Genomic DNA, 18,569 nt, shown 5'->3' on the forward strand with positions numbered 1-18,569 from the left:
CTGGATCACCACCGAGGCCCTCGCCGACTGGATCGCCACCCGCGGCTACGCCGCCTGATCCCACCACCACCAACGACAAGGGCCGGCCCCGAACGGGGCCGGCCCTCTCGTCGTACGCCCGGTCAGGCCGCGTAGCGGGCGGCCAGGTCGACCGTGCGACGGGCGGCGGCCACCATCGCCCGGTCGGCGAACCGGCCGTCCGGCAGCACCACGGTCCCGGAGTCCCGGGTCTGCGCCTCGGCCACCGCGGCGAGCAGTTCCTCGGCCCGCGCGACCTCCCGCTCCGCCGGCCGGAACGCCTCGGCAATCACCGGTAGCTGGCGCGGGTGGATGGCCGCCCGGCCGAGGAAGCCGAGCCGCCGGCCCACCGCGCAGGAGGCGGCCAGGCCGTCGGCGTCGGCCACGTTCGGGTACACCGACATGGCGGGCGGGGGCAGGGCGGCGGCGCGGGCCGCCACCACGATCCGGCCGCGCGCCCACGCCAGACCGGCCTCGTCGTCGACGCCGAGGTCGGAGCGCAGGTCGGCCTCGCCGAGGCCGATCGAGGCCACGGCGGGAGCGGCGGTGGCGATGGCGTACGCGGCCTCCAGACCGAGGGCCGACTCGACCAACGGGTGCAGCGGGGTGTCCACCCGGGCGGCAAGGGCGGCGACGGCGGTCGCCGACTCCACCTTCGGCAGCCGCAGGCCCGCCAGCCCGGGGCGGCCGACCACCGCGGCCAGGTCGGCGTCGACGTCCGGGCCGGTCAGCTCGTTGACCCGGACCTGGACCGCCACGGGGTGCGACTGCCCGAGGAACTCGGCGACGGCCTGCCGCGCGTACGCCTTGCGGTCGGCGAGCACCGCGTCCTCGAGGTCGAGGATCACCGCGTCGGCGCCGGAGGCGACCGCCTTGGCGAACCGGTCCGGCCGGTCACCCGGCACGTAGAGCCAGGTCAGCAGCATTCAGATCACCCCCTTCTCGCGCAGTGCCGCCAACTCGCCGTCGGTCAGGCCCAGCGACCGCAACACCGCGTCGGTGTCCTGGCCGTGCCGGCGCCCGGCGTGCCGGATGTCCCCCGGCGTCTCCGAGAGCCGGAACGGCACGTTCTGCATCCGTACCTCACCGAGTTCCTCGTCGGGGACCGTGCGGACGGTGCCGAGCGCGGCGTACTGCGGGTCGGCGAGGATGTCGCGTACGTCGTAGACCGGGGCGACGGCCGCCTCGGCGGCCTCGAACGCGGCCACCACCTCGTCCCGGTCGCGCCGCGCGACCCAGGCGCCCACGGCGGCGTCCAGTTCGTCGGCGTGCGCGGCCCGGCCGCTGCCGGTGGCGAACCACGGCTCGTCCACCAGTTCCGGGCGGCCGACCAGCCGCAGCACCCGCTCGGCGATGCTCTGCGCGCTGGTCGACACCGCCACCCAGCGCCCGTCGGCGCAGCGGTACGTGTTGCGCGGCGCGTTGTTGTTGGACCGGTTGCCCAGCCGGGGCTGGACGTAGCCGAGCTGGTCGTACCAGGTGATCTGGGGGCCCAGCATCGCCATGATCGGTTCGATGATGGCGAGGTCCACCACCTGGCCGGCGCCGGTGAGGTCGCGGGCCCGCAGGGCCAGCATGACCGCGTACGCGGCGGCGAGCGCGGTGACCGAGTCGGCCAGCCCGAACGGGGGCAGCGTCGGCGGGCCGTCCGGCTCGCCGGTGGCGGCGGCGAAGCCGCTCATCGCCTCGGCGAGGGTGCCGAAGCCCGGCCGCCGCGCGTACGGGCCGACCTGACCGAAGCCGCTGATCCGGGCGATCACCAGCCGGGGGTTGACCTCGTGCAGCTCGGCCGGGCCGAGCCCCCACCGTTCCAGGGTGCCGGGGCGGAAGTTCTCCACCAGCACGTCCGCGTCGGCGAGCAGGCGGCGCAGCAGTTCGGCGCCCCGCGGGTCGGACAGGTTCAGGGTCATCGTGCGCTTGTTGCGTCCGAGCACCTTCCACCACAGCCCGACGCCGTCCTTCGCCGGGCCGTGCCCCCGCGACGGGTCCGGCTTGGCCGGATGCTCCACCTTGACCACGTCGGCGCCGAAGTCGCCGAGGAACGCCGCCGCGAGCGGCCCGGCGAAGAGGGTGGCCAGGTCGACCACCTTCACCCCGTCGAGCGGGCGGGTCCGGTCGGCACCGGCGTCAGCTGGGCTGTTCAAGGCGTCCCTTTCGTCGGATCGACGGCGGCGAGGAAGACGTCGCCGTTGCCGAGCGCCGCCCCGCCCGACGTGGTCCCGGCGGTGAGCCCGGTGACCAGTAGCCGCCCGTCGGCACCGAGGGTCGCGTAGACGTTCTCCTCGCCGAAGGCGTCGGCGGCGTCGTCGCGGGCGGTGCCGTACTGGGCCACCCCGGCCTGGCGGCCCCGCGCGTCCAGCCGCAGGGTCAGCACGTCCGCGCCGCCGACCGGCAGGCCGAGCGCGCTGCCGGTGAAGCCGACCACGGCGACCGCACCGTCGGGCAGCGCCACCACGTCCGCACCCGCGTCCGCGCCCCGCCCGCCGGTCACCGTCCGCCAGCGCTGCCGGCCGGCACCGGTGTACGCCACGGTGAGCACGTCGCTGCCGCCGGCGGTGGCCTCGCCGCCGGTGGAGCCGGTGGCGACCACGAGGCCGTCGGCGCTGATCGCGACGCCGCCGAGCAGGTCGTCGCCGGCGCCGCCCACCGAGGTCACCCACGTGCGGGTGCCGCTGGCGTCGAACCGGGCGAGCCACCCGTCGCTGCCGCCCAGCGCGGTGGTGTCGGGCAGGCCGGCGGAGGTGCCGCCGGCCACGTACACGCCCTCGGCGTCGGCCGTCACCGCGTACGCCTTGTCCTCGCCGGAACCGCCGAACTGCCGGCTCCAGGCGATCCGCCCGTCCGGGGCGATGCGGGCCAGGATCGCGTCCTTGTCCCCGGCGCCGCTCTGCCCGGCGAACGAGCCGCTGGTGTAGCCGGCGACGTAGGCGCCGCCGTCGGGGGCCGCCGCGACGGCGTAGAACCGGTCGGCCTTGGCCGGGTCGCCGGCCTGGGTGAGCCAGGCCCGCTGCCCCGTCCCGGTCAACCTGACGACGAAGCCGTCGTCGGCGGGGCTGCCCGGGTGCGTCCCGTCCAGGTCGCCGCGGGTGTAGCCGGCGGCGACCACCCCGCCGTCGGCGAGCGGCACCACGCCGTGGAGGCGGTCGTTGGCGGCCGTGCCGAACTGCCTCGTCCAGGCCGGGGCCCCGCCGGCCGTGACGCGGCTGACCACGGCGTCCAGCCCGCCGGCGTACGGCTGGCCGGCGACCGGGCCGGAGGCGGCGTACCCGAGGGTGGTGCTGCCGTCGGGGTGGGCGGCCACGCCGCCGGCCCAGTCGGTGCCCGCGGTGCCGTGCGGCGGCCCGGGCAGCCCGGCCGGCGGGGTGACGCTCAGCGTCGCCGCCAGGTGCCTCAGCCCGTCCGCGAAGGCGGGTCGCCAGACGTCCCAGTCGTGCCCCCCGTCGAGCACCCGGAACTCCGCGGCGATCGCGTCGGAGCGGCGCACGGTGTTGTAGAGGGTGGCGGCCTCGTAGTCCAGGTCGTGGGCGGCGTCGGCCGGGTCGGGGTTCGCCCACTCGTCGTCGCCGACCGCGACGTACATCCGCACCGGGGACTCCGCGTCCAGGCCCGGCAGCAGGGCCGGGTAGTTCAGTCGCCGGTAGACCTCGTCGGAGAAGCGCTGCCCGCCGGAGCCGAAGCCGCCGAACTCGCGCGCCGACGAGTCGGCTGGCGGCAGCGGCCGGTACACCGCCGGGCTGAGCACCAGCGCGTGGCCGAACAGGTCCTGGTGGGCCAGGGCGTAGCGCAGCGCACCGGCGCCGCCCATCGAGTAGCCGCCGACCAGGCGCGCCCCCCGGTGGGCCGCGGTGCGGTAGGTGGCGTCGACGTGCCGCACCAGATCCCCGGTGAGGGCGGTCTCCACCGGCCGGCCGGGATCGTCCGCGCCGGTGTACCCGGAGTCGACGTACCAGCTGCCGCGGCTGCTCCACGGCGCGTCGGGCAGCACCGCGATCACCGGCGGCACGTCGCCGTCGGCGATCAGCCGGTCCAGGTCGGCCTTGACCCGGGTCCACGCCTGCATGGTGTCGCCCCGCCCGTGCAACAGGTACAGCACCGGGTAGCGGCTCGCCGTCGCCTCGCCGTAGCCGTGCGGCAGGTAGACCGTGTAGTCGATCGGAGCGCCCAGCGCCGCGGACGGCGCCGCGGCGGTGGTCAGCGTGCCCGCCCGGAGACGCTCCGCGCCGGCCGCGCCGGGCACCGCGCCAGCCAGGCCGAACACGAGGAGCACGGCGGCCACGCCGCCGCCGATCCGCCAACGTCTTCTCATCGGGTCACTCCTCGGCGGGAAGGTCGGCGGCGCAGCGGAAGCCGACCTGGTCGGATCGGGTCAGGCCGGCGCCGAGCAGCAGCAGCTTCACCGACACGTCCGGCGGTTGCGGGCCGCCGTCGAGATACCAGTCGGAGCCCTCCGCCCGGTACGCGGCGCCACCCTTGAGGATCACGAAGCGGGTCCGCCCGTCGGAGTGCTCGCTCTCGGTCAGGTTCCACACCAGCGGTTCCCGGCGGTGCAGCAGCCCCGCCTCGGCGGCCGCCTGCCACTCGTCCTCGGTGGGCAGCCGCAGCCCGGCCCAGGCCGCGTAGGCCCGGGCGTCGGCGAGGTCGACGCCGGTGACCGGGGCGTCGGCCGGGCCCTGTCCGGCGGTGAACCGCTCGGGGCGCGCCGGCCGGTGGCCGGTGGCGCGCAGGAACTCGGCGTACCGGCCGTGGGTGACCTCGTGGGTGTCGATGGCGAACCGGCCGAGCCGGACGGCGCGGCGCAGCGTGCCGGTGTGGTGCAGCCGGGGCGGCAGCGGCTTCCACTCGTCGACGTACGGGGTCTCGCCGTAGAGTCCGGTCTCCCGCACCCGGTGGCGTACGAGCAGCTCCCGTCGTCCGCCGTCGACCGCCACCATGCCGTCGGGCACGTCGCGCCGGGGCGCCCACGGCACGCGCAGCCGCTGCGCCGTCCGGGCCGGGAAGGACGGGTCGCCGACCGCCGCCGGGTGCGACGGCACCGACGCGTCGGCGGTGGCGACGACCGCGGCGACCGCCCCGGCCGGCAGCGGACCACCGACGGCGACCGTGCCGTCCGGCTCTGCGGTGACGGCCAGTTCGGCGCCGGTGACCAGGTCGACGAAGCGCCGGCCGGGACGCGGCGCGGTACGCAGCCACGGCCCGTCGTGGTCGTCGCCCCGGTTCACCACCGTCCACAGCGGCTCGCCGTCGTGCGTCCAGCGGGACGCGTACACCTGGCCGGAGCCGGGGTGGTCGGCGAGCGGAACCCAGTCCTCGGCGCGCAGCCACGCGGCGTGGCTGGCCTGCACCCGGCGCATCGCCCGCAGCACGGCCCGGTCCCGGTCGTTCCAGCCCACCCAGACGCCGAACACGCTCTCCCAGACCAGCACGCCGCAGCCGTTGAGCCAGGCGGAGTGCAGCTCGTCGAGGTGGCTGCGGTGCCAGCGGCGGGTGTGGTGCAGCACGTGCCGGCGCTCGAACCACTTGGCGCGCAGCACGCCGGGGACCTCGGAGTCGGCGAACCACTGCGCCCACGACATCGCGTGGTCGGCGATGCGGGCCAGCGGCACGCGGCTCTCGCCTTCGAGGACGATGCCGGGGCGAACGGCGTCCAACTCCCGGCGCAGCTCGTCGGCGCCCTCCTTGAGGGTGTCGAGGAAGACCCCGTCGACGCCGAGCTTGCCGGCCAGCGCGGCGACCTCCTGCGCGTCGGTGCCGGCCTCGCGCCGGGTGCCGGTGTCCCACGGGTTGTAGTCGACGAACACCCGCACCCCGCGCCGCTGGAAGGCGCGCACCACCTCGGGCAGCTCGGGGACGTCGCGGTAGTAGTCGAACTGGTTGCGTTCGTCCAGCCCGATCACCGGGTACGCGTGCCACAGGACGATCCCGTCGAAGCCCCCGAAGTCCCGCTCGGCGGCGTCGAGGAACGCGTCGACGGTGAAGACGCCCCGCTCGTGGTCGTAGAGCGTCTCGTCCCACAGCCAGGCGAGGCAGACGCTGAAGCAGTCGCCGGGGATCTCGTCGTAGTGCGCACCGGTGTAGCCGAGGCGGGCACGGGCGTCGGCGCGCCAGCGGGTGAGCTGCTCCCGCCAGGCCGGCCAGTCGGCCGGGTCGCCCGGGGCGGCGAAGACCTTCGCCTCGTCCAGCGTGGTCAGGTCGGCGTGCCCGCCCAGCGGGACCTCCGTCGGCCGGTCGATGGGGCGCGGCACGTAGGGGTTGAAGCTCACGGGGCACCTCGGTAGGTCGCGGCGTACAGGTCCTCGATGGCGGCCCGGTCGGGCAGCGCGGTGGACGCGCCGGGGCGTTGCGCGCACGCCGCGCCGGCCGCGCAGGCCCAGCGCAGGACGGCGGCGACGGCGTCGGCGTCGCGCGCGGCGCCGCGTTCGGCCCAGCCGACGGCGAGGGCGCCGGTGAAGGCGTCCCCGGCGGCGGTGGTGTCCACCGCCGCGATGCGCGGCGCCGGGATCTCCAGTCGCGAACCGCGCCGGTCGGCGTACGCGGCACCCCGCGCGCCGAGCGTCAGCACCACCCGGGGCACCAGCTCCAGCAGGGCGTCGAGCAGGACGCCCGGCTCGTCGGGGGCCGTCGTGGCGACGACGGCCGCCTCGTGCTCGTTGACGACCAGCACGTCGACCAGCCCGAGCAGGTCCGCCGGCAACGGCGCCGCCGGCGCGGCGTTGAGCACCACCGTGGTGCCCGCGGCGCGGGCCCGGCCGGCGGCCTCCAGCACGGTCGGCAGCGGCACCTCCAGCTGGAGCAGCAGCACGTCGGCCGCGCCGATCGCCGCCTCGTCGGCGGCATCCAGGCCGGTCAGCGCGGCGTTCGCGCCGGGGGCGACCACGATGAAGTTCTCCGCCGCCCGGTCGACCCCGATCAGGGCGACCCCCGAGGGGCCGGGGACGGTACGCAGGCCACGCACGTCCACCCCGGCGGCGACCAGGTTGTCCCGCAGCTGCTGCCCGAACTCGTCGGCGCCGACCGCGCCCACGAACGCGCAGTGCGCGCCCGCCCGGGCGGCGGCGACGGCCTGGTTGGCGCCCTTGCCGCCGGGCACGGTCCGGAAGTCCTCCCCGAGCACCGTCTCGCCGGGGCGGGGCAGGTGCGGCGCGGTGACCACCAGGTCCAGGTTGGCGCTGCCCACCACGACCACCCGCGCGCTCACGCCGGCCCGCCCTCGGTCGTGGCGACGCCGACGGGTGCCCCGGCGGCACCCGGCGTCGCGAGGGCGACGGTGCGGGCGGCCAGTTCGTCGAAGCCGATGCCGTCGAATCCGGCGATGCTGCTGGCGAGCCGGCCGCGCAGCGGGCCGACCCAACGCTCGGGCAGCCCGGACGCGCCGGTCAGCGCCCCGGTCACCGCGCCGACGGTGGCCCCGGTGGAGTCGGTGTCCCAGCCGCCGCTGACGACCGCGCAGATCGACCGCTCCAGCTCGCCCCGCCCGTACGCGAGGGCGGCGGCAACCAGCGCGGCGTTGTTGCGCACGTGCACCCAGTGCAGGTGGCCGTGCCGGGCGTACAGCTCGTCCACCACCGCCTCCCAGTCGTCCGTGCGCGAGCCGAGGGCGCGCGCCTCCCGGACCGTGGCGGCGAACCGGCTGCGCGGCGGCAGCACCGCCTCGCCGGCGTCGAGCACCTCGTCGACGTCGCCCGCCACCGTGGCGGCGGCGGCCAGGGCCGCGACCCACATCGCCCCGTACACCCCGGCGCGGACGTGGCTGACCGTGGCGTCGCGCCAGGCCAGCTCGGCGGCCAGGTCGGGGCGCCCGGGGTTGACCCAGCCGTACACGTCGGTGCGGATCTGGGCGCCGATCCACTCCCGGAACGGGTTGTGCCGCCGCGCCGTGTCCGGCGGGGCCAGCCCCAGCAGCAGGTTGCGGTAGGCCACCCGTTCGGCGGTGAAGACCCGCCCGCCGGGCAGCCAGTCCAGCCACGCCTGCGCCACGTCGGCGCTGGTGAAGTCCCGCCCGTACGTCTCCAGCACGCGCAGCGCCAGCAGCGCGAAGTTCAGGTCGTCGTCCTCGGGCATCCCGTCGATGTTCTCGGCCAGGCTGGTCGGGGCGCTGCGCCGGTTCCACGGCCAGCGGGCCGCCACGTCGGCGGGCAGCCCCCGGGCGGTGAACCAGTCGCGCAGCGGCCAGCGGCCGGTGGCGACGAGGATCTCCCGGATCCCGTGGCGGGGGATCTTCTCGACCGGCTTGCCGAGCAGGCAGCCGGCCGCCCGGCCGAGCCACGCGCCGCGCACCCGGTCGTACGCGGCCGGGCCGGCGGGCAGCGACCACTCCGCCGGCCAGGTGACGCGGACGGCGGCCAGCTCCTCGGGCTCGTCGGGGCTGCCGGCTCCCGGCAGCGCGTCGGCCTCGTCGAGCAGCCGCGTGGCGAGGGCCCGCAGCCGGGGTGCCGCGGGCGTGGGCGACGCCCCGCTGACCGGCGGGGTGAGGTTTCCGCCGGCCGCGCGCCACTGCTCGGCGATCGCGCCGACGTCGCGCCCCTCGTCCCGGCTGGCCGCGATCTCGTGCGGCAGCAGGTCCTCGGGCTGCACCCAGGTGATCCTCACCGGCCCGACTCCCCGGGCGCCTGCTCAGGCCCGGCGGGGTCGGTGCCCCGCGCCGGACCGTCGGCGAGGCCGGCGAAGCGCTCGGCACGGCGGGCGAAGCGCTCCCGGTCGCGCTCGAAGACCTCCGTGGCCACCGCGGCGAGCACCCGGGCGGGCGCGACCAGGTCGGTGCGGGAGGCGATGGCGACCGCCTCCGACCACTCCGCCGGCACCGCCGCCGCGCCGCCGAGCGCCCCGGCGATCGCCGCCGCCATGGTGGCGGTCGAGTCGGCGTCCCGGCCGTAGTTGACCGCGCCGAGCACCGCGTCGCGGAACTCGCCACCGGCCACCACCAGCATGCCGATCGCCACCGGCAGTTCCTCGATGGCGTGCAGCCGGCTCGGCCGCCGGGCGCCCAGCCCCGGGCTGCGGTACTCCTCCCCCACCGTGTCGAAGGGGGCGACCGCACCGCGCAGCGGGCCGATGGCGGCCCGCCAGTCGTGGTGGCCCCGGGCCTCCTTGACCACCGCGTCGATGGCCACCCGGGTGCCGTCGCGGGCCAGGTCCAGCGCGGCGGCGACCACGTCGTCGACGCCCGCGCCGGGGGTCGCGGCGGCGGCGACCGCGGCGGCGAAGACCGCCGCGGCCTCCCGCCCGTAGCTGTGCTGGTGCGCTCCGGCGATCTCCACCGCCTCGGCGTACGCCCCGGCCGGGTCGCCCGCGTTGACGATGCCGACCGGGGCCATGTACATGGCGGCGCCGCAGTTGACGATGTTGCCCACCCCGCCCTCGCGGGGGTCGGCGTGCGCGTGGTGCAGGCGGGTGACCAACCACCGCTCGGCGGCGGCGAGCCGGTGGAAGGTCACCCCCTCGCGCTCCAGGTCCGGGATGTACACCACCCGCTCGATCAGGTCGGGGACGAGCAGTTCCACCACGTCGTAGGCGTCGAGATGGTCGCGCTTGGCCGCGTACGCCCGCACCAGCGCGTGGGTCATCAACGTGTCGTCGGTGATGTGCCCGTCGCCCTTGTGGTACGGCGCGAGTGGCCGCGCGGTCGCCCAGTCGGCGTGGTACGGGGGCACGATGCCCTCCACCCAGCCGCCGAAGCGGGCGCGGATCTGCTCCGGAAGTGCCGTCTCGGTCGCCCCGCCGAGGGCGTCACCCACGGCGGCGCCGACGAGACATCCGACCGACTTGTCGAGAAGGAGAGACATGGTTACCTCAGAACCTGCTTGCCACCGTCGACCAGCTGCGTGCCGAGCTGATCCAGGGTGATCTTGTTGGCGAAGTACTGCTGGAGGGCCGGGGTGGCGTACTTGGTCTTCCACTCCGGGTAGCCGTCGGCCTTCTGGAACGGCGCGACGGTCAGGTCGGCGGCGCTGTCGGCGGCCACGTCCCAGCCCTGCTTGCCGCCGGTCAGCTTGACCAGCTCCGCGTTGGCCTGCTTGCCGGTCGGGATCAGCCAGTCGCCCTTGGCGAGGGTGGCCATGTTGGTCGGGTTGAGGAAGAACTCCAGGAACTGCGCGGCCTGCTTCTTGTGCGTGGAGTCCTCACTGACGGACAGCGTCTGCGGGTTCGCCGCGTGGGTCGCGGACAACCCCTTCAGCGGCGGCAGGGTGACCCACTCGAAGCCGGCCGGCGCCTGCTCGACCATCTGCTGACGCAGCGACACCGAGCCGGGCAGCATCGCGTACTTGCCGCCGAAGAAGCCGGGCAGGGTGTCCGCGCCGCTCATCCCGAGCGCCTCCGGCGAGGCCGACTTCGCGGTGTAGATCATGTCGTGGATACGCTTCGGGACCTCCTTCTCGGCGTCGCCCACCTTGACCTCGGTGCGGCCGCCGTCGGTGTGGAAGAACTTCCCGTCGAAGTTGAGCGCCAGGTTCAGCACGCGGTTGGTAGGCGACTTGAGGGCCCAGGCCGCGCCGTACTGACCCGGCTTGGTGAGCTTCTGCGCGTTGGCCTGGAACTCGTCCCAGGTCCAGCCGCCGTCGGCCGGCGGCACCGCGATGCCGGCGGCGTCGAGCAGCTTCTTGTTGGCGATGACGACCTGCGACTCCAGCAGGAACGGCACGCCGGTGATCTTGCCGTCGTAGGTGACGGTGTCCCAGATGCCCTGGTCGATCTGGCCCTTGAGGTCGTCGGAGACGAGCTTGGACAGGTCGGCCAGGTAGCCCTGCTTGCTGAACTCGCCGATCGCGGACGCCTCGTAGTGCACGATGTCGGCCGCGTCGCCGCCCTCGAAGGAGGTGAGCAGCTGGTCGTGGACGGAGTTCCAGTCGCCCTGGACGTACTCGACCTGGATGTCGGGGTGCTCGGCGTTCCACTTGGCGACCAGGTCCTTGTTGGCCTGGAGCGACTCCTTCTGCCAGGCCAGGCTGAGGAAGCGCAGCTTGACCGGGCCGGACGTGGACTCGTCGTCGCCGCCGTCGCCGCACGCGCTGAGCGCGCCGAGGCCGACGACCGCGACCGCGGCGGCCGCGGCGAGTCGACGGAATCTGGTACGGAGCATGGGGGGTTACCTCCTGGGTGGTGGGTGGGGGACGGTGTCAGCCCTTGACCGCGCCGGCGAGCGACCCGGACGAGAGCCGGCGTTGCATGAACGCGAAGAAGATCAGGCTGGGCAGGGTGGCCAGCAGCGAACCGGCCGCGAGGGGGCCCAGGCGGGCGGTGCCCTCGATGCCCACGAAGCGGGCGAGCGCCACCGGCAGGGTGGCCAGCTCCGGGGTCTTGATCAGCACGAGGGCGAAGAAGAACTCGTTCCAGGCCGAGATGAACGAGAACAGCGCGGTGGCGACCAGGCCGGGGGCGAGCAGCGGGAAGACCACCCGCCGCAGGATCTGCACGCGGCTGGCGCCGTCGACGGAGGCGGCCTCCTCCAGTTCCCGCGGGATGTTGCGGACGAAGCCCTGCAGCATCCACAGCGCGAACGGCAGCGCCCAGACCACGTAGATGAGCACCAGCCCGGCGTGCGTGTTGGCCAGCCCGACCTGCCGCAGCACCAGGAAGATCGGGATGATCAGCAGCACGAACGGGAAGAGCTGGGACAGCAGCACCCAGCCGAGGGCCGCGGTGCCGAGCTTCGAGCGGAACCGGGCCAGGGCGTACGACGCGGGCAGCGCGACCAGCACGGTGAGCAGGGCCGAGGCGAGCGAGACCTGGAGGCTGTTCAGCGCGGCCCGGCCCAACTCCTGCTCGGTGAACGCCTGGACGAAGTTCTGCACCGTCGGGTTGGCGGGGATCAGGGTCGGGTGCAGCTGGACCAGCTCCCGGGGCGGCTTGAAGGCCGTCGAGACCAGCCAGACCAGCGGGAACCCGAGGAAGACCAGGTAGCCGGCCAGGGCGACGTACTGCAACGCCCGCCCGGTGCGGCTCGGCTTTCCGAACATCACTGCCCTCCGATCCGGACTGCGGGGCTCGCAAGCTCACTCCTCGCACTGACCACGACTAGTTCGCCTCCCTCAACCGGCGACGGAGATACACGGCGAGCAGCGCCACGATGATCACGACCATCACGTTGCCGAGCGCGGCGGCGTAGCCGTAGTTGCCGTAGCGGAACGCCTCCTCGTAGGCGAAGAGCATCGGCAGCATGGTCTTGCCGCCCGGCCCGCCGGCGGTCAGCACGTAGACCAGGCCGAACGAGTTGAAGTTCCAGATGAAGTCCAGCGAGGTGATGGCCACGATCACCGGGGCCAGCGCGGGCAGCGTGACGTGCCGGAACCTGTGCCAGGTGCTGGCGCCGTCCACCGCGGCGGCCTCGTGCAGCTCGCGGCCGACCCCCTGCAGGCCGGCGAGGAGCACGACGGTGGTCTGCGGCATGCCCGCCCACACCCCGACGATGATCACCGCCGGCAGGGCGGTGCCGAAGTCGCCGAGCCAGTTGGCCCGCAGGCCGTCGGCGCCGACGCGGTGGAAGAACTCGTTCAGCAGGCCCGCGTCCGGGTGGTAGACCAGCTTCCACAGGATGCCGACCACCACCGGTGGCATCGCCCACGGCACCACGGCCAGCACCCGTGCCACGCCCCGGAAGCGCAACCGCTGGTTCAGCAGCAGCGCGAGCCCGAGGGCCAGCAGGAACTGCAGGACGGTCACCCCGAACGCCCAGAGCAGGCCGACCTGGAAGGAGTTCCAGAACAGCTCGTCGCCGAGCAGCTCGCGGTAGTTCGCCAACCCGGTGAAGCTGACCTCCACGTTGCGCCCGGCCCGGGCGTCGGTGAACCCGAGGTACATGCCGCGTACCAGGGGGAAGACCGACAGCACCAGGATCGGCAGCAGCGACGGGAGCAACAGCAGGTAGATCATGGTCCGGTCGGAGCGGGACCGGCTGTGCCGACGGGCCGCTCCGGCCCGGTCGACGTCCGGCCGCTCGGCCACAGTCGTCAAGACGGCACCTCTTCCGTGGACGGACGGGGGGTGGTCACGGCGGCCCGGCTGGAGGCGCGGACGACGAGGCTGGGCGACACCTGCTCGCGGCGGGGCGGCAGGGCGGGGTCGGCGATCCGCTGGAGCAGCAGTTCGGCCGCCCGTCGACCGCGCTCGGCCGAGCCGAGCGAGACGCTGGACAGTTGGGGGAACATCATCTGGGCCAGCTCGGTGTCGTCCATGCCGATCACCGCCACGTCCTCGGGCACCCGGTGCCCGGCGGCCAGCAGCGCGTGCAGCGCGCCGACCGCGATCAGGTCGTTGGCGCAGACCAGGGCGTCCGGGCGGGTCCGGGCGAGCAGCCGTTCGGTCGCCGCGCGGCCGGCCGCGTACTGGAAGTCGCCGACCTCGACCAGGCGTTCGTCGAGGGGAACGGCGTGCGCGGCGAGGGCGGCGCGGAAGCCGGCGTCGCGGGCGGCGCCGGGGACGGTGTCCAGCGGGCCGTTGACGAAGCCGATCCGGCGCCGCCCGCTGGCCACCAGGTGCTCCACGGCCAGCGCGACGCCGCGCCGGGAGTCGGTACGCACGTTGTCGACGGGCGCGTCGGCGCCGAGCTGGCCGATCACCACCACCGGCACCGGACTCTGCACGAGCGCGGCGAGGTGGTCGTCGGTAACTCGGATCGGCGACAGGATCATGCCGTCGACGTAGCGGTTGGCCAGCCGGCGCAGCAGTGCGGTCTCGTTGGCGATCTGCCCGCCGGTGGCGTGGACCAGCAGCTGCCGCCCGGACGCGGCCACCACCGCCTCGATGGCCCGCATCATCGACACGTAGACCGGGTTGCCGATGTCCTCGACCGCGAGCGCGACCAGTCCGGTGCGCTGGGACTGCAACGACCGGGCGATGGCGTTGGGCACGTACCCGACCTCCGCCGCCGCGGCGCGGACCTTGCGGATGGTCTCCTCGCTGCCGCCGACGCCGTTGAGCACCCGGGAGGCGGAGGCGATGGAGACACCGGCGCGGGCCGCGACGGTGTGGACGGTGGGCCGGCTGTCGGCCGACTCCGGTAAACGTTTACGACCCACGCCCCGGCACCTCCACCTGTTTCCTGTAAACGTTTCCGGGAGTCTGCGCCGCGCGTGGCGAGGAGGTCAAGGGCCCGTTACGAAAACGTTTCCAACAGGAGCGACGCGCTGGTCAGCGCGTCATCGCCGGACTACCCGGGGTGTCCACGGAACGGGGCGACGGTGCGTGCGGGTCCGCACGGAAACGGGGCGACGCTGCGTGCGGGCCGGCGCGTCCGTCAGGACCGGCGTTGGCGCTCCTGGCTCAGCCGCTCGTCGAGTCGGCCCAGCTCGTAGATGGCGTTCAGGTTCGTCGGCAACCGGGTCACGTTGTCGACCAGGGGTTCCCCGGCGGGATCGGGCGTGGGCGCGGGCGCGCCGGCCGGGCCCACCTGCGCGACGGCGGGCCGACGCCGGCGCAGGACGAGCAGCACCGGCACGGCCACGGCGGTCGCCGCCAGGCCGTAGAGAAGCCAACGCACCGCCGGATCCCCGTCGCCGTCCAGCGGCGGGGCAGTGACTGTGGACGCATCGCCCGAGGTGCCGGTCCGCCCGTTCGGGGCGGGCACCGCCGCCTTGCGCTCGCCCGGACCCTCGGCCGTCCGAGCCGAATCGGCGCGGGGGGACGCGGTGGTCGACGTGGACGGGCGCGGCGCGCCCGGCGCCGCCGACGGGCGGGGCGACGCCGGGGCGGTCGAGCCGGACGGGACCGGCGTCGGGGAGGCGCCCGGGGTGGTCCCACCCCCTCCGGTGAGCAGGTCGTCCACGATCTGCCCGATACCGCCGAGGAGGTCGCCGACGGGCCCGCCCGAGGCCGACGGCGTGGGCGCGGGAGCGAGCGCCAGGGTCAGGGCGAGTGCGGCCACGCCGGACATGGTTCACCTCGGAAGGGGTCGATGTGTCACGCACGGTACCGCACAGCGGGTGGTCGCCGCGTGACACCCCGGCGCGGCGGCCCGGCCGACGACGGACGGGGGGACGCCGAGCACGGCGTCCCCCGGGTCGGGTTCGTCAGACCGGCAGACCGCCGACCTGGGTGTTGATCCAGGATCGGATGGACGGCAGGTCGACGTAGATGGACGGGCCGGTGGCGCAGGTGGAGTTGTTGTTGCCGGACCGGCTGGTGGCGCCGATCAGGTTCCACACCCCGTTGATCCGGCGTACCTGCGGGCCGCCCGAGTCGCCGTAGCAGGCGCCCGAGTTGCCGTTGGTGTTGTTGGTGCAGATCTCGTACGGGCCGTTGATGCCGATGCAGCGGCTGTCCGACACGATCGAGGTGTCCAGTTCGTACGCGACGGTCGGGGCGCCGCCGCAGCCGGGGGTCGGGCAGGTCTGACCCCAGCCGATGATCCGGGTGGCGGTGCCGACCGCGCCCGAGGTGCCGGGGATCGGCGCCGGGGCGTAGCCGACCGAGCCGGACAGTTGCAGCAGCTTCACGTCGACGCTGGGGTGGCTGACCGCGCGGATCACGGAGACGACCGTGCCGCCGCTGTTGCGGTAGATGCTGCCCACCCGCACCGAGGACGGCGTCGAGCAGTGCCGGGCGGTGACCGCCCAGTTGGCCTTGATCAGCGTGCCGGTGCAGCCGGAGACGTACACCATCCACGGGTAGTTCTCGGTGGCCGGCCGGCCGCCGACGACGTACGGCTCGATGTCGTCGCCGTCGTTCCACGAGTACGTGCCGGTGGGCACCGCGGACGCGGCCAGGCCGCCGGCGAACAGCGAGTTCACCCGGGACGCCTCGGTGGCGCTCGGGTACGCGTTGCGGCAGGAGACCGGGGCGCTGCTGCCGGACATCAGGTCGGAACACAGCCCGGTGCGCCGGTCCGGCAGGCCGAGGATGTGGCCCAGCTCGTGGCTGGCGATGCGGGTGCGGTCGTACCCCTGGTTGACGGCGGTCCAGCCCATCCAGATCCGGCCGGAGCCGAGCCCGGTGACCTGCGCCCGCGGCCAGCCGCTGTCGACGTAGATGGTGACGTTGCCCGGCGTGCGGGCCACCAGTTGGACGTTGCTGACCTGGCTGTTCCAGATGGCTGCGGCCTGGTCGAAGTTGGTGCGGAACTCGCCGGCCCGGCTCGCGTCGTAGTAGACGGTCCGGGCGGCGGCGGACGCGCTGGCGTCGGTGGCGACCTGCATTCCGGTTGCGGCCAGGACCGCCGCCAGCACGGCGCCCGCCGTGCGCAGCAGTTGTCGTCGGAACATACACGCACTCCCTGCGGTTGTCCGGCGGCGTGCCACCGCCGGTCATCGATGTACGTGAATGTTAGAACGAGGGTCGTCGATATGGGGCATAACGGAACCGTCATACCGGCGCCCCCGCCCGTGCACCGCCAGGCCAGGTCGAGGGGCACCTCCGTCCACCGCCGGCCCGCCGCCCCGGGGACGACGGCGAGCGACACACGGGTGAGCGCCGACGGCGGCGGGCGGGCGGACGCGCCGGTCAGGGCAGCGGGTCGGGAAGCATCGCCAGGGTGGCCGGCAGCTGCGAGTGCAGCGGCGCGGGCAGGGCATCGCGGGTGAACCAGCCGATCCGGTCGAACTTGTGCGGCTCACCGATGGCCACCTCCGCCGGGTCCACCCGGACCGCGAAGAGCACCGCCACCCAGTGCGAGGGCGGGTCGTCGCGCAGCACGTTGCGCACGCCGAGCAGGGAGACCGACCGTGGCGTGGCCGCGTACTCCTCGGTGACCTCGCGGACGACCGCCGCCTCGAAGCTCTCGCCGAACTCCAGCGCCCCGGCGCCGGTGTCCCAGGCCCCCGGCTCGTCCCGGGCACCGGCCGCGCGCCGGGCCAGCAGCAGCCGGCCCGCGCCGTCGTGGCAGACGAAGACGCAGGAGACCTTCGGCGTACGGCCGGTCATCGGTGGTCCCTTCCGAAGAGTCGGGGTGGCAGTCAGCACCTCGGCGGCGGTGGTCCGCGCGTGCCGCACGAAGCGGCCGGCGCGGTGGGCGCCCACCAGCCCCGCGTCGCGCAGCGCCCCCGAGGTGCGCCGACACCGTACCCGGGCTCAGCCCGCACCAGTCGGCCGGTCCCGTGGTCGAGGTCGGCACCGCCCGATCGCGCGGCAGCGCCGCGGACACGAGCTGTTACGCGGGCGTTACCGCACGGCGAAGCTGCTGCCGTGGGGGCGTTCCACCGTGGACCCGACGACCCCGGCGACGAGGCCGGGCACCGACCGGGAAACGGAAGAACGGGAGAGGACGATGCGGATCAGAAGTGGACTGACGGCCCTGGTCGTGGTGCTCGCCGCCCTGGTGGCCGGCGCCGGCACCGGCACGGCGGCGACCACGACGGCGGCGGCGACCGGATCGCCGTACTGCGGGATCACCTGGGGCAGCGCGGAGAAATCGGCCGGCACGCCGAGCAGCGCGCCACTGGTCGACGTGCGCACCGGGCGGCACGACTGCTTCGACCGGGTGGTGTTCGAGTTCGCCGGCCCGGTCACCGGCTACACGGTCGGCTACGGCGAGACGTGGACCGAGGGCGAGGGCCTGCCGCTGTCGCCGTACACCGCCGGCGACGAACTGCTGCGGGTCTCGCTGCGGGCCCCGGCGCACGACGACGCGCACGTCGGCACCGTGCCCTACCAGGTCGGCGAGCACGCCGCGAACGTGCTTCGCCACCGGACGCTGCGGGACGTGGTCTTCGGCGGCAGCTTCGAGGGCTACACCACCTTCGCGGTCGGCGTACGGGCCCGCCTGCCGTTCCGGGTGTTCGTGCTGACCGGCCCGGGCACACACAGCCGGATCGTGCTCGACGTGGCACACCAGTGGCAGCAGTGACCGCCGCGGAACCGGGGGTCCGGCGCCGGCCGGGCCCCCGACACCGTCCGTTCCGCCAGGTCGGCGCGGGCCGGCGCGGGGCTACCCTCGGCTGGTGGAGGGCCGTGTGCTGGTCGTCGAGGACGATGCCTCCATCCGGGAGGTCACCGCACTCGGGCTGCGCCGCGCCGGTTTCCGGGTCGACACCGCGGTCGACGGGCGGGAGGCGCTGGCGGCGTGGCGTGCCCGGCCGCCCGACCTGATCGTGCTCGACGTCATGCTGCCCGGCCTGGACGGCATCGAGATCTGCCGGGAGATCCGGCGCACCAGCGGCGTACCCATCCTGATGCTGACCGCGCGCACCGACACCGTGGACGTCGTCGTCGGCCTCGAGTGCGGCGCCGACGACTACCTGCGCAAGCCGTTCGACCTGCCCGAGCTGGTGGCCCGGGTCCGGTCGGCGCTGCGCCGGGCGGGCGCCCCCGTCGCCGCCGCCGTCATCGAGGTCGCCGGGTTGGAGATCGACCCGGGCGGCTTCGTCGTCCGCAAGGCCGGCCGGGAGGTGGCGCTGACCGCCACCGAGTTCCGCCTGCTGCGCGAACTCGCCCGCCGCCCCGGCCAGGTCTTCACCCGGGAGGTGCTGCTGGAGCGGGTGTGGCAGCACGGCTACCTCGGCGACTCCCGGCTGGTCGACGTGGCGGTGCAGCGGCTGCGCGCCAAGATCGAGGACGATCCCGCGCACCCCCGGCTCCTGCGGACGGTGCGCGGGGCCGGCTACAAGCTGTCGCCGGGCTGAGGGAGG

16 protein-coding genes are annotated in these 18,569 nt (G+C 74.8%); 2 read left to right on the forward strand and 14 right to left on the reverse strand.

Translation table 11 applies throughout. The annotated features are described in order from the left end of the window. Positions 1-122 precede the first annotated feature (122 nt). From ACGF5G_RS34060 to ACGF5G_RS34125, 14 genes are all read right to left on the reverse strand, one after another. The gene (locus ACGF5G_RS34060; RefSeq protein ID WP_393270739.1) at positions 123-944 is read right to left on the reverse strand and encodes an HpcH/HpaI aldolase/citrate lyase family protein; all 822 of its coding nucleotides are present in this window, start codon (positions 942-944) and stop codon (positions 123-125) included. Then, positions 945-2,162: a CaiB/BaiF CoA transferase family protein gene (locus tag ACGF5G_RS34065; RefSeq protein WP_393270741.1), complete on the reverse strand. Its 1,218-nt coding sequence runs from the start codon at positions 2,160-2,162 to the stop codon at positions 945-947. Beyond that, positions 2,159-4,324, reverse strand: a complete 2,166-nt coding sequence (locus ACGF5G_RS34070) for an alpha/beta hydrolase-fold protein (RefSeq protein ID WP_393270743.1) — start codon at positions 4,322-4,324, stop codon at positions 2,159-2,161. Before ACGF5G_RS34070 ends, ACGF5G_RS34065 begins: the two co-directional genes overlap by 4 nt. 4 nt (positions 4,325-4,328) lie before the next feature. Beyond that, positions 4,329-6,278, reverse strand: coding sequence for an SUMF1/EgtB/PvdO family nonheme iron enzyme (locus ACGF5G_RS34075; RefSeq protein WP_393270746.1), 1,950 nt, complete (start codon positions 6,276-6,278; stop codon positions 4,329-4,331). After that, positions 6,275-7,213, reverse strand: coding sequence for a PfkB family carbohydrate kinase (locus ACGF5G_RS34080; RefSeq protein ID WP_393270749.1), 939 nt, complete (start codon positions 7,211-7,213; stop codon positions 6,275-6,277). The genes ACGF5G_RS34075 and ACGF5G_RS34080 overlap by 4 nt, the downstream gene beginning before the upstream one ends. Continuing rightward, positions 7,210-8,604: an ADP-ribosylglycohydrolase family protein gene (locus tag ACGF5G_RS34085; RefSeq protein ID WP_393270752.1), complete on the reverse strand. Its 1,395-nt coding sequence runs from the start codon at positions 8,602-8,604 to the stop codon at positions 7,210-7,212. The genes ACGF5G_RS34080 and ACGF5G_RS34085 overlap by 4 nt, the downstream gene beginning before the upstream one ends. Next, positions 8,601-9,797 (reverse strand): ADP-ribosylglycohydrolase family protein, encoded by a 1,197-nt coding sequence (locus ACGF5G_RS34090; RefSeq protein ID WP_393270754.1) that lies wholly within the window; start codon positions 9,795-9,797, stop codon positions 8,601-8,603. Before ACGF5G_RS34090 ends, ACGF5G_RS34085 begins: the two co-directional genes overlap by 4 nt. 2 nt (positions 9,798-9,799) lie before the next feature. Beyond that, positions 9,800-11,092, reverse strand: coding sequence for an ABC transporter substrate-binding protein (locus ACGF5G_RS34095; protein ID WP_393270757.1), 1,293 nt, complete (start codon positions 11,090-11,092; stop codon positions 9,800-9,802). A 37-nt stretch (positions 11,093-11,129) separates the two neighbouring features. Continuing rightward, complete coding sequence (locus ACGF5G_RS34100) at positions 11,130-11,969, reverse strand: carbohydrate ABC transporter permease (protein ID WP_357463140.1); 840 nt, start codon at positions 11,967-11,969, stop codon at positions 11,130-11,132. A gap of 58 nt (positions 11,970-12,027) precedes the next feature. Further along, positions 12,028-12,954, reverse strand: coding sequence for a sugar ABC transporter permease (locus ACGF5G_RS34105; RefSeq protein WP_357463171.1), 927 nt, complete (start codon positions 12,952-12,954; stop codon positions 12,028-12,030). 5 nt (positions 12,955-12,959) lie between these two features. Beyond that, positions 12,960-14,027 carry a LacI family DNA-binding transcriptional regulator gene (locus ACGF5G_RS34110; RefSeq protein WP_393270759.1) on the reverse strand — a complete coding sequence of 356 codons (1,068 nt, stop codon included), beginning with the start codon at positions 14,025-14,027 and terminating at the stop codon, positions 12,960-12,962. Between the two features lie 218 nt (positions 14,028-14,245). After that, positions 14,246-14,872, reverse strand: coding sequence for a hypothetical protein (locus ACGF5G_RS34115; protein ID WP_393270760.1), 627 nt, complete (start codon positions 14,870-14,872; stop codon positions 14,246-14,248). Positions 14,873-15,017: 145 nt separating this feature from the next. Next, complete coding sequence (locus ACGF5G_RS34120; RefSeq protein ID WP_393270763.1) at positions 15,018-16,208, reverse strand: snapalysin family zinc-dependent metalloprotease; 1,191 nt, start codon at positions 16,206-16,208, stop codon at positions 15,018-15,020. A gap of 238 nt (positions 16,209-16,446) precedes the next feature. Further along, positions 16,447-16,866, reverse strand: coding sequence for an NUDIX domain-containing protein (locus ACGF5G_RS34125; RefSeq protein ID WP_357463128.1), 420 nt, complete (start codon positions 16,864-16,866; stop codon positions 16,447-16,449). A 343-nt stretch (positions 16,867-17,209) separates the two neighbouring features. Between ACGF5G_RS34125 and ACGF5G_RS34130 the strand changes: the two genes are divergently transcribed. Both ACGF5G_RS34130 and ACGF5G_RS34135 read left to right on the forward strand, forming a co-directional pair. After that, positions 17,210-17,788, forward strand: coding sequence for a hypothetical protein (locus ACGF5G_RS34130; RefSeq protein ID WP_393270766.1), 579 nt, complete (start codon positions 17,210-17,212; stop codon positions 17,786-17,788). Positions 17,789-17,882: 94 nt separating this feature from the next. After that, the gene (locus ACGF5G_RS34135) at positions 17,883-18,563 is read left to right on the forward strand and encodes a response regulator (RefSeq protein ID WP_393270768.1); all 681 of its coding nucleotides are present in this window, start codon (positions 17,883-17,885) and stop codon (positions 18,561-18,563) included. The last annotated feature ends 6 nt before the right edge of the window (positions 18,564-18,569 follow it).

The organism is Micromonospora sp. NPDC047730 (genome assembly GCF_043204765.1).
GTDB lineage: Bacteria > Actinomycetota > Actinomycetes > Mycobacteriales > Micromonosporaceae > Micromonospora.

Coding starts and splice junctions, on each gene's coding strand:
- ACGF5G_RS34095 (WP_393270757.1), bottom strand. CDS start 11,092: ATGCTCCGTACCAGATTCCGTCGACTCGCCGCGGCCGCCGCGGTCGCG.
- ACGF5G_RS34125 (WP_357463128.1), bottom strand. CDS start 16,866: ATGACCGGCCGTACGCCGAAGGTCTCCTGCGTCTTCGTCTGCCACGAC.
- ACGF5G_RS34060 (WP_393270739.1), bottom strand. CDS start 944: ATGCTGCTGACCTGGCTCTACGTGCCGGGTGACCGGCCGGACCGGTTC.
- ACGF5G_RS34120 (WP_393270763.1), bottom strand. CDS start 16,208: ATGTTCCGACGACAACTGCTGCGCACGGCGGGCGCCGTGCTGGCGGCG.
- ACGF5G_RS34100 (WP_357463140.1), bottom strand. CDS start 11,969: ATGTTCGGAAAGCCGAGCCGCACCGGGCGGGCGTTGCAGTACGTCGCC.
- ACGF5G_RS34130 (WP_393270766.1), top strand. CDS start 17,210: ATGCGGATCAGAAGTGGACTGACGGCCCTGGTCGTGGTGCTCGCCGCC.
- ACGF5G_RS34090 (WP_393270754.1), bottom strand. CDS start 9,797: ATGTCTCTCCTTCTCGACAAGTCGGTCGGATGTCTCGTCGGCGCCGCC.
- ACGF5G_RS34070 (WP_393270743.1), bottom strand. CDS start 4,324: ATGAGAAGACGTTGGCGGATCGGCGGCGGCGTGGCCGCCGTGCTCCTC.